The 8,546-nt window shown below is 68.8% G+C and carries 8 protein-coding genes; all 8 read left to right on the top strand.

The window, feature by feature from the left end:
* The coding region (locus QMO14_RS31970) for a GTP cyclohydrolase II (RefSeq protein ID WP_301512091.1) at positions 1-1,157 on the top strand (1,157 nt) is incomplete at its 5' end.
* Positions 1,154-2,563, top strand: coding sequence for a URC4/urg3 family protein (locus QMO14_RS31965; protein ID WP_301512090.1), 1,410 nt, complete (start codon positions 1,154-1,156; stop codon positions 2,561-2,563). The genes QMO14_RS31970 and QMO14_RS31965, both read left to right, overlap by 4 nt.
* 42 nt (positions 2,564-2,605) lie before the next feature.
* Positions 2,606-3,235 (top strand): uracil phosphoribosyltransferase, encoded by a 630-nt coding sequence (gene upp / locus QMO14_RS31960; RefSeq protein ID WP_301512089.1) that lies wholly within the window; start codon positions 2,606-2,608, stop codon positions 3,233-3,235.
* 195 nt (positions 3,236-3,430) lie between these two features.
* Positions 3,431-4,435, top strand: coding sequence for a BMP family protein (locus tag QMO14_RS31955; RefSeq protein ID WP_301512088.1), 1,005 nt, complete (start codon positions 3,431-3,433; stop codon positions 4,433-4,435).
* A gap of 8 nt (positions 4,436-4,443) precedes the next feature.
* Positions 4,444-5,391 (top strand): 5'-methylthioadenosine/S-adenosylhomocysteine nucleosidase, encoded by a 948-nt coding sequence (locus QMO14_RS31950; protein ID WP_301512093.1) that lies wholly within the window; start codon positions 4,444-4,446, stop codon positions 5,389-5,391.
* A 44-nt stretch (positions 5,392-5,435) separates the two neighbouring features.
* Positions 5,436-6,131, top strand: coding sequence for an alpha/beta fold hydrolase (locus tag QMO14_RS31945; protein WP_301512087.1), 696 nt, complete (start codon positions 5,436-5,438; stop codon positions 6,129-6,131).
* Positions 6,128-7,732 carry an ABC transporter ATP-binding protein gene (locus QMO14_RS31940; protein ID WP_301512086.1) on the top strand — a complete coding sequence of 535 codons (1,605 nt, stop codon included), beginning with the start codon at positions 6,128-6,130 and terminating at the stop codon, positions 7,730-7,732. The genes QMO14_RS31945 and QMO14_RS31940 overlap by 4 nt, the downstream gene beginning before the upstream one ends.
* On the top strand, positions 7,732-8,546 hold an 815-nt coding region (locus QMO14_RS31935; protein WP_301512085.1), incomplete at its 3' end, for an ABC transporter permease. The genes QMO14_RS31940 and QMO14_RS31935, both read left to right, overlap by 1 nt.

The raw sequence follows: 8,546 nt of genomic DNA, 5'->3' as shown, positions 1-8,546 counted from the left end.
CCGAGCGCGGACCGGTGGTCGGCACCACCACCAAGCGGGCGCACCGCAACGTGATCGGCACGCACAGCGGTTCCTACAGCGTGTACCGCGCGCTCGCGGTGGCGGCCGGGGCGCTCAAGCGCGAGCACAAGGCGGACCTCACCAACACCGCGCCCACCGACACGATCGGCCCTTACCCGCAATGGAGCGAGCCGGGGCGCATCGTGTCGCTCGACCCTTGGGGCGCGCAGGTGGCCGAAGTGTTCGCCACCGAGCTGGCGGCGGGCTACGACATCCGACCCACCATCGCGATCACCAAGGCGCACGTGATCCTGCCCGAGGTGATCGAGGCGCTGCAGAAGGGCCGGCTCAAGGCCGACGGCAAATTCCTCACCGCCGGCGGCGCCGCGCTGGTGACCAAGGCCGCCATCGAGCCCGTGTGGTATCTGCCCGAGGTGGCGCGCCGTTTCGGCTGCTCCGAGACCGACCTGCGCCGCACACTCTTCGAGGAAACAGGCGGCATGTACCCCGAACTGGTCACGCGCTCCGACCTCGAAGTGTTCCTGCCGCCCATCGGCGGGCAGACGCTCTACATCTTCGGCAACCCGCGCGACCTGGCCAACCCCGAGGTCGAACTCACCGCACGCATCCACGACGAGTGCAACGGTTCGGACGTGTTCGGCTCCGACATCTGCACCTGCCGCCCCTATCTGACGCACGCCATCGAGGAATGCATCCAGGGCGCGCAGCGCGGCGGCGTCGGCCTCATCGCCTACTCGCGCAAGGAAGGCCGCGCGCTCGGCGAGGTGACCAAGTTCCTGGTCTACAACGCACGCAAGCGCCAGGTGGGCGGCGACACGGCCGACCAGTATTTCGCGCGCACCGAGTGCGTGGCCGGCGTGCAGGACATGCGCTTCCAGGAGCTGATGCCCGACGTCTTCCACTGGCTCGGCATCAAGAAGATCCATCGGCTGGTGTCGATGAGCAACCTGAAGTTCGACGCCATCACCGGCTCGGGCATCGAGATCGGCGAACGCGTGAACATTCCCGACGAACTGATTCCTGCCGATGCCCGCGTCGAGATGGACGCCAAGATGGCGGCGGGCTATTTCACGCCCGGCCCGGTGCCGGACGCCGAGGAACTGAAGAAGGCCAAGGGCCGGGGACTGAGCGAATGAGCAAGAACAGCAGCAACGACGACCCGAACCTGCCGGTCGACGGCTCCGGCAGCCTGCCGCCTGGCGGTGCGGGTGACGTGGACCCGTCCATCGAATTCACCGCCGACACCGCCCATCCGGCTGGCGCGGCCACGCTGCTGCGCACCACCGCCGCCATCCGCCAGCGCGCAAACGCCCTGCTCGCTCGCGCGCGGCGCGGCGAATCGCAGTGGTTCCGCATCGGCGGCGACGACGCGCTCGAAGACGCGGCACGCACCGTGGCCGAGGTCACGCGCGAGCGCTATCCGTGGGACACCATCCCCTACCACAGCCGCTGGCGCCATTTCGAAGCCGGCGGGGTGAATCGGGTCGAGGAGCTCGACAGGCTGTTAGGCAAGGTCGACGCGCGGCAGCGCGCCCGCGCCCACATCGACCTCGTGCTGGTGAGCGTGCTGCTCGATGCCGGCGCGGGCGCCGGCTGGCACTACACCGAATCGGCCACCGGCCAGCGCTTCACGCGCTCCGAGGGGCTTGGCGTAGCGAGCTTCCATGCATTCACCAGCGGACTTTTCTCGTCCAACCCCGACCACCCCTGCCAAGTCGATGCGGCCGGACTGCGCGGCCTGGTCACCGACCGGCTCGGCGACGCCTTCCAGGTGAGCGAAGTCAATCCGCTGGTCGGCCTTGCCGGCCGCGCCACGCTGCTGCGCCGGCTCGGCGAGGCCATGAGCGAGCAGCCCGAGACCTTCGGCGACGACGGCCGGCCCGGCGGTCTGTTCGACGCGCTCGTCGGCCCCTATGGCCCGGCCGCACCGCCCACCGCAGAGATCACGGCGCACCAGATCCTTTCGCTTCTGCTGGAGACGCTCTCGCGCATCTGGCCGGCGGCCAATTCGGTCGACAGCATCGCGGCCGACGGCAGCGACAACGTGGGCGGCATCGGCTCCGGCGACCCGGCGCTTGCGCTTGGCGACTGCTGGCGCCACAGCGCGGTGCGAGGCCCCGGCCTCACCAACGGCTGGATGCCCTTCCACAAGCTCTCGCAGTGGCTCACGTATTCGCTGCTGGAACCCTTCGAGTGGGCCGGCGTGAAGGTGCGCCATCTCGACGCGCTCACCGCCCTGCCCGAGTACCGCAACGGCGGCCTGCTGATCGACAGCGGCGTGATCGTGCCCAAGGACCCGGCTTTTCTCGCGCGCCAGTGGAAGGTGGGCGACGAATTCATCGTCGAATGGCGCGCGCTCACGGTGGCGCTGCTGGACGAGGTGGCGCCGCGCGTGCGCAAGGTGCTCGACCGCACCGAGGAAGAGCTTCCGCTGGCCTGCGTGCTCGAAGGCGGTACCTGGGCGGCGGGCCGCGCGCTGGCGCAGCGCTTGCGCGACGGTGCCCCGCCTCTGCTGATCGAGAGCGACGGCACCGTCTTTTAGACTCTCGGGTTCTCTTTCAGCAACGCCACGCACAATTCAAGAATGAGCAACGTCCACCTCCTCGACCACCCCCTCGTCCAGCACAAGCTCACGCTGATGCGCCGCAAGGACGCGTCCACCAACAGCTTCCGCCGGCTCCTCAACGAAATCAGCATGCTGATGGCCTATGAGGTCACGCGCGACATGCCGATGCAGGACATCGAGGTCGAAACCCCGCTCGAGACCATGCAGGCCAAGGTCATCGACGGCAAGAAGCTGGTGCTGGTATCCATTCTTCGCGCCGGCACCGGCATCCTCGACGGCATGCTCACCGTGGTGCCCGGCGCGCGCGTCGGCCACATCGGCCTGTACCGCGACCCGAAGACGCTGACGGCCGTCGAGTACTACTTCAAGATGCCCGGCGAGATGGAGAACCGCGACGTGATCGTGGTCGACCCGATGCTGGCCACCGGCAACTCGGCCGTGGCGGCCGTCGAACGGTTGAAGGAACTCAATCCGAAGTCGATCAAATTCGTCTGCCTGCTGACCTGCCCCGAGGGCGTGGCGACGATGCAGAAGGCCCATCCGGACGTGCCGATCTACACCGCTGCGATCGACCGTGAACTCAAYAGCCACGGGTACATCCTGCCCGGCCTTGGCGATGCGGGCGACCGGATTTTCGGCACGAAGTAGGCTCGCCCCCCGGGCTGCGCGCACTTCGTGTCGCTTCGCCCACCCCCTAACGGGGGGCAACACCTGAGGCCCCGGCGGAGCCGGTTCCTCGGTGTTCCTGGAATGGGCCGAGGCTGGTTTGGGATCGCGTGCTGGCCGGGCACGAGGATTGCAGCGCAAGTTCTTTCATCACCAATCGAATCGAGGAGAAGTACCGTGACCGCACGCCGTCAATTGATCATCCGTTCCGTCGCCGTTGCCGCAGCGCTTGCCGCGGCGGGCGCTCCGGGCCTCGCGCTCGCGCAGGCCAAGCTCAAGGTGGCGGCGGTGTACACCGTTCCCTTCGAGCAGCAATGGGTGGGCCGCATCCACAAGGCGCTGAAGGCGGCCGAGGCGCGCGGCGAAATCGAATACAAGGCCACCGAGAACGTCAGCAACGCCGACTACGAGCGCGTGATGCGCGAGTACGCCACCGGCGGCAACCAGCTGATCCTGGGCGAGGTGTTCGGCGTGGAGGCGGCGGCGCGCAAGGTCGCGAAGGACTTCCCCAAGGTCGCCTTCCTGATGGGCTCCTCGCTCAAGCCCCAGGCGCCCAACTTCAGCGTGTTCGACAACTACATCCAGGAGCCCGCATACCTCAGCGGCATGGTGGCCGGCGGCATGACGAAGAGCAACCGCATCGGCATGGTCGGCGGCTTCCCGATTCCCGAGGTCAACCGCCTGATGAACGCCTTCATGGCCGGCGCGAAGGAAACGAATCCGAAGGTCGAGTTCAGCGTGAGCTTCATCAACAGCTGGTTCGACCCGCCGAAGGCCAAGGAAGCGGCCTTCGCGATGATCGACAAGGGCGCCGACGTGATGTACGCCGAGCGCTTCGGCGTCTCCGACGCGGCCAAGGAAAAGGGCAAGCTCGCCATCGGCAACGTGATCGACACGCAGAGCCAGTACCCCGACACGGTGGTCGCCTCGGCCCTGTGGAATTTCGAGCCGGCGGCCGACCGCGCGATCAAGCTCGTGAAGGAAGGCAAGTTCGCGGCCGAAGACTACGGCGTGTACGCGCAGATGAAGCACAAGGGCTCCGAACTCGCGCCGCTGGGCACCTTCGAGAAGAAGGTGCCTGCCGACATCGTCGCCAAGGTGAAGGCCAGGCAGGCTGACATCCTCTCGGGCAAGTTCATCGTGAAGGTGGACGACGCGCAACCGAAGTCCACCGCCAAGTGAGCGCGCCGATGAAGATCCGCTGGGCTTCCCTTCTTGCGTCCGGCGTGCTGGCCCTTGGCCTCGCGGGCTGCGCTGGCGTCTACAAGGGCACTGGCGTCAGCATCAACAGCAGCACCCGCCTGGACGACACGCCGCGCATCGCGGTGCTGTCGGCCTTCGAGCCCGAGCTCAAGCTGCTGCTCGCGCGCCTGCAGGGGCCGGTGAAGCACAGCGTGAACGGGGTGGAGTTCACCACCGGCACGCTCGAAGGCAAGCCGGTCGTGCTGTTCCTATCCGGCATCAGCATGACCAACGCGACGATGAACACGCAGCTGGCGCTCAACCGCTTTCGCGTGACCAACATCGTCTTCAGCGGCATCGCAGGCGGCGTGAACCCGTCGCTGCACGTGGGCGACGTCACCGTGCCGGCGCAATGGGGCCAGTACCTCGAAGTGCTGATGGCGCGCGAGACCTCGCCCGGCAAGTACGCCGCCCCGCCCTTCATCACCGACGCCACGCTGCCCAACTTCGGCATGATGTTCCCGCGTCCGGTCGAGGTGCGCTCGGCGGCGCGCCCGGAGATCCACCGCAAGTTCTGGTTCGAGGCCGACCCGAAGATGCTCGACGTGGCCCGCAGCATCCGCAACGTCGACCTGGCCAACTGCAGCGCCGGCAAGTGCCTGCCGCGCAAGCCGCAGCTGGTGGTGGGCGGCAACGGCGTCTCGGGCCAGGCCTTCATGGACAACAAGGCCTACCGCGAATACACCTACAAGACCTTCCAGGCCAACGTGCTCGACATGGAGACCGCGGCCGTGGGCATGGTCGCCTACAGCAACGGCGTGCCTTTCATCGCCTTCCGCTCGCTCAGCGACCTCGCGGGCGGCGGCGATGGCGAGAACGAGATGGGCACCTTCATGGGCATCGCGGCCGACAACTCCGCCAAGGTCATGCTGGCCTTCCTGGCCGCCTGGAAGTGACTCCGGCGCCTGCCGGCCTCATTCGACTTGTTCTGCTTCCGGGCATGGACGGCACCGGCGAACTCTTCGAACCCCTGGCCCAGGCCATGGGGCGACGCGACGCCATCGACATCGTGCGCTACCCCGGCACCCAGCCGCTGGGCTATGACGAACTCGAGCGGCTGGTGCGTGCGCAGCTCCCCACCGGCCAGCCCTTCGTGCTGCTGGGCGAGTCCTTCTCGGGCCCGCTGGCCATCTCCATCGCGGCAGCCCCGCCGCCGGGGCTGCGCGGGCTGATCCTGTGCTGCAGCTTTGCCCGCCGCCCCGCACCCGGACTGGCCCTGCTGCGCGGCGGCCTGCTCGAACTGTCGATGAAGCTCCTTCACTCCGGCCCGATGCGCGGGCCCATGCGGCGCATGCTGCTGGGCCGTTTCGCCACGCCACGCCTTGCGGCTTTGCTGCAGGGTTCGCTGCGGCAGGTGTCGACCGCCGTCATGACGCGCCGCATGAAGGAGGTGCAGCGCGTGAACGTGGTTGGCAAGCTCGCGCAGATACGCGTGCCCGCGATGTACCTGCAGGCCATCGAGGATCGCATCGTTCCGGACCAGGCCGCCCGTACCATCCAGCGCGCGCTGTCGGGGCTGAACATCGTCCGGCTGGAAGGACCGCACGGCCTGCTGCAGGCTGCGCCCATCGCCGCAGCCCAGGCCATCGACAACTTTTGCCGCGAGCTCGGCAGCCCGGAGCCCGCCATCCCATGAACCCTTTCGTGCTCCGGCTCAACGGCATCACCAAGCGCTTCGGCGCCCTGGTGGCCAACGATGCCATTTCCCTCGACCTGCAGGCAGGCGAGGTGCTGGCGCTGCTCGGCGAGAACGGCGCGGGCAAGTCCACGCTGATGTCCATTCTTTTCGGCCACTACGTCGCCGACGAGGGTGGCATCGAAGTCTTCGGCTCGCCGCTGCCGCCGGGCAACCCCAAGGCGGCGCTGGCGGCGGGCGTGGGCATGGTGCACCAGCACTTCACGCTGGCCGACAACCTGAGCGTGCTCGACAACGTGATGATGGGCACCGAGCCGCTGTGGCGCCCGGTGTCGCGCCGCGCGGCCGCGCGCGAGCGGCTGCTCGACGTGGCAAGGCGCTTCGGCCTGCCGGTGCAGCCTGACGCACTGGTCGGCAGCCTCTCGGTGGGCGAGCGCCAGCGCGTGGAAATCCTGAAGGCCCTGTACCGCGGCGCGCGCATCCTCATCCTCGACGAGCCCACCGCCGTGCTCACGCCGCAGGAGAGCGAGGCACTGTTCGCCACGCTCGCGCAGATGGTGGCGCAGGGGCTGTCGGTGATCTTCATCAGCCACAAGCTCGACGAGGTGCTGCGCGTGTCGCACCGCATTGCAGTGCTGCGCGGCGGAAAGCTGGTGGCCGAAGCACGCACGGCCGACACCACGCAGGCGCAGCTCGCGTTGTGGATGGTCGGGCATGCGGTCGAGCCGCCGCATCGCCGGCCCGCCCAATCGGTGGGCGATGCAGTCTGCGTGCTCGACCACGTGAGCACGGCGGCCTCCGCCAAGGGCGACGGGCGCGACCGGTTGCACGAGGTGTCGCTGACGCTGCGCGCGGGCGAGATCACCGCCATCGCCGGTGTTTCCGGCAACGGACAGGTCGCGCTCGCCGAGCTGCTGTGCGGCACGCGCCGCGCCGCATCGGGCACCGCGCAGCTGATGGGCCGCGCGCTGCCGCCCTCGCCTGCCCGGCTGGTGCAGCGCGGCGTCGCGCGCATTCCCGAAGACCGGCATGCGGTCGGCGTGGTCGGCGACCTGCCCGTGTGGGAGAACGCGGTGTCGGAGCGGCTTCGCAGCCCGGTGTTCTCACGCTGGTCATGGCTCGTGAAGCGCGCCGCCGCACGTCTGCATGCGCGGCGCATCGAAAAGGCCTTCGACGTGCGCGGTGCCGGCCTGATGGCGCCGGCTCGCTCGCTCTCGGGCGGGAACATGCAGAAACTGATTCTTGGACGCGCCCTGCTCGCGCCCGAACAACCCGGGCCGGACTCCAGCCAGGACGAGGCCGACAGGAAGCACCCGAACCGCGCGCCACGCCTTATCGTCGCCCACCAGCCCACCTGGGGCCTGGACATCGGCGCCGTCGCCTACGTGCAGCAGCAGCTGATCGCCGCGCGCGATGCCGGCGCGGCGGTGCTGGTGATTTCCGACGACCTCGACGAAGTGCTCGCGCTGGGCGACCGCGTGGCCGTGATGCACGGCGGCCGGCTGGGCGAAGCGCGCCCGGCCGCTGCATGGACGCGCGAGGCCATCGGGCTGGCCATGGCGGGCGCGGCAGCGACTCCCGCGAAGGGGGCCTCGTCATGATGCGGCTCGAACGACGCCATGAAACCTCGCGCACGGCGCTGGTGCTCGCGCCCATCGGCGCGATCGTCTTCACGATGGCGATCAGCGCGCTGCTGGTGCTGTGGGCCGGTGCGCCGGTCGGCCGCACCTACGCGCTGCTGCTGCAGGGTGGCTTCGGCTCGGTGTTCGCGTGGAGCGAGACGCTGACGCGGGCTATTCCGCTGATCCTCACCGGGCTGGCGGCCACCGTCGCCTTCAAGGCGCGGCTCTTCAACATCGGCTCCGAGGGGCAGCTCTATGCCGGCGCACTGGCCGCCGTCGCCGTGGGCGGCATGCATGGCGGCACGGGCTTCGAGCTGTCGCCGTGGGTACTGTTTCCCTTGATGATGCTGGCCGCCGCCGTGGCGGGTGCGCTGATGCTGCTGGGCCCGGCGCTGATGAAGAACAAGCTCGGCGTGGACGAAGTCGTCACCACGCTGCTGATCAACTTCATCGTGCTGCTGGGCGTGTCGGCGCTGCTCGACGGGCCCATGAAAGACCCGAGCGCCATGGGCTGGCCACAGAGCGTGTCGCTGCAGTCCGATCTGGAGCTGGGCAAGCTCATCGCGCAGACGCGGGTGCACACCGGCCTGTTGTGGGCCGTGTCGCTCGCGGTGATGGTGTGGGCGATCTTCAAGTACACGGTGCTGGGCTTCGACATCCGCGCCGTGGGTGCGAACGCGCGCGCCGCCGCCTTCGCGGGCGTGCCGGTGACACGCACCGTGGTGATGGTGGCGCTGCTCTCTGGCGCGCTTGCCGGGCTGGCGGGCGCCATCGAGGTGGCGGGCCGCACGAG

Origin of the sequence: Variovorax sp. CAN15 (assembly GCF_030462475.1) — a bacterium.
GTDB lineage: Bacteria > Pseudomonadota > Gammaproteobacteria > Burkholderiales > Burkholderiaceae_C > Variovorax.
Note: the sequence above shows the minus strand (reverse complement) of the source record. Positions and strands in the feature narration are given on the sequence as shown.

Coding starts and splice junctions, on each gene's coding strand:
- QMO14_RS31965 (WP_301512090.1), top strand. CDS start 1,154: ATGAGCAAGAACAGCAGCAACGACGACCCGAACCTGCCGGTCGACGGC.
- QMO14_RS31950 (WP_301512093.1), top strand. CDS start 4,444: ATGAAGATCCGCTGGGCTTCCCTTCTTGCGTCCGGCGTGCTGGCCCTT.
- QMO14_RS31945 (WP_301512087.1), top strand. CDS start 5,436: ATGGACGGCACCGGCGAACTCTTCGAACCCCTGGCCCAGGCCATGGGG.
- QMO14_RS31940 (WP_301512086.1), top strand. CDS start 6,128: ATGAACCCTTTCGTGCTCCGGCTCAACGGCATCACCAAGCGCTTCGGC.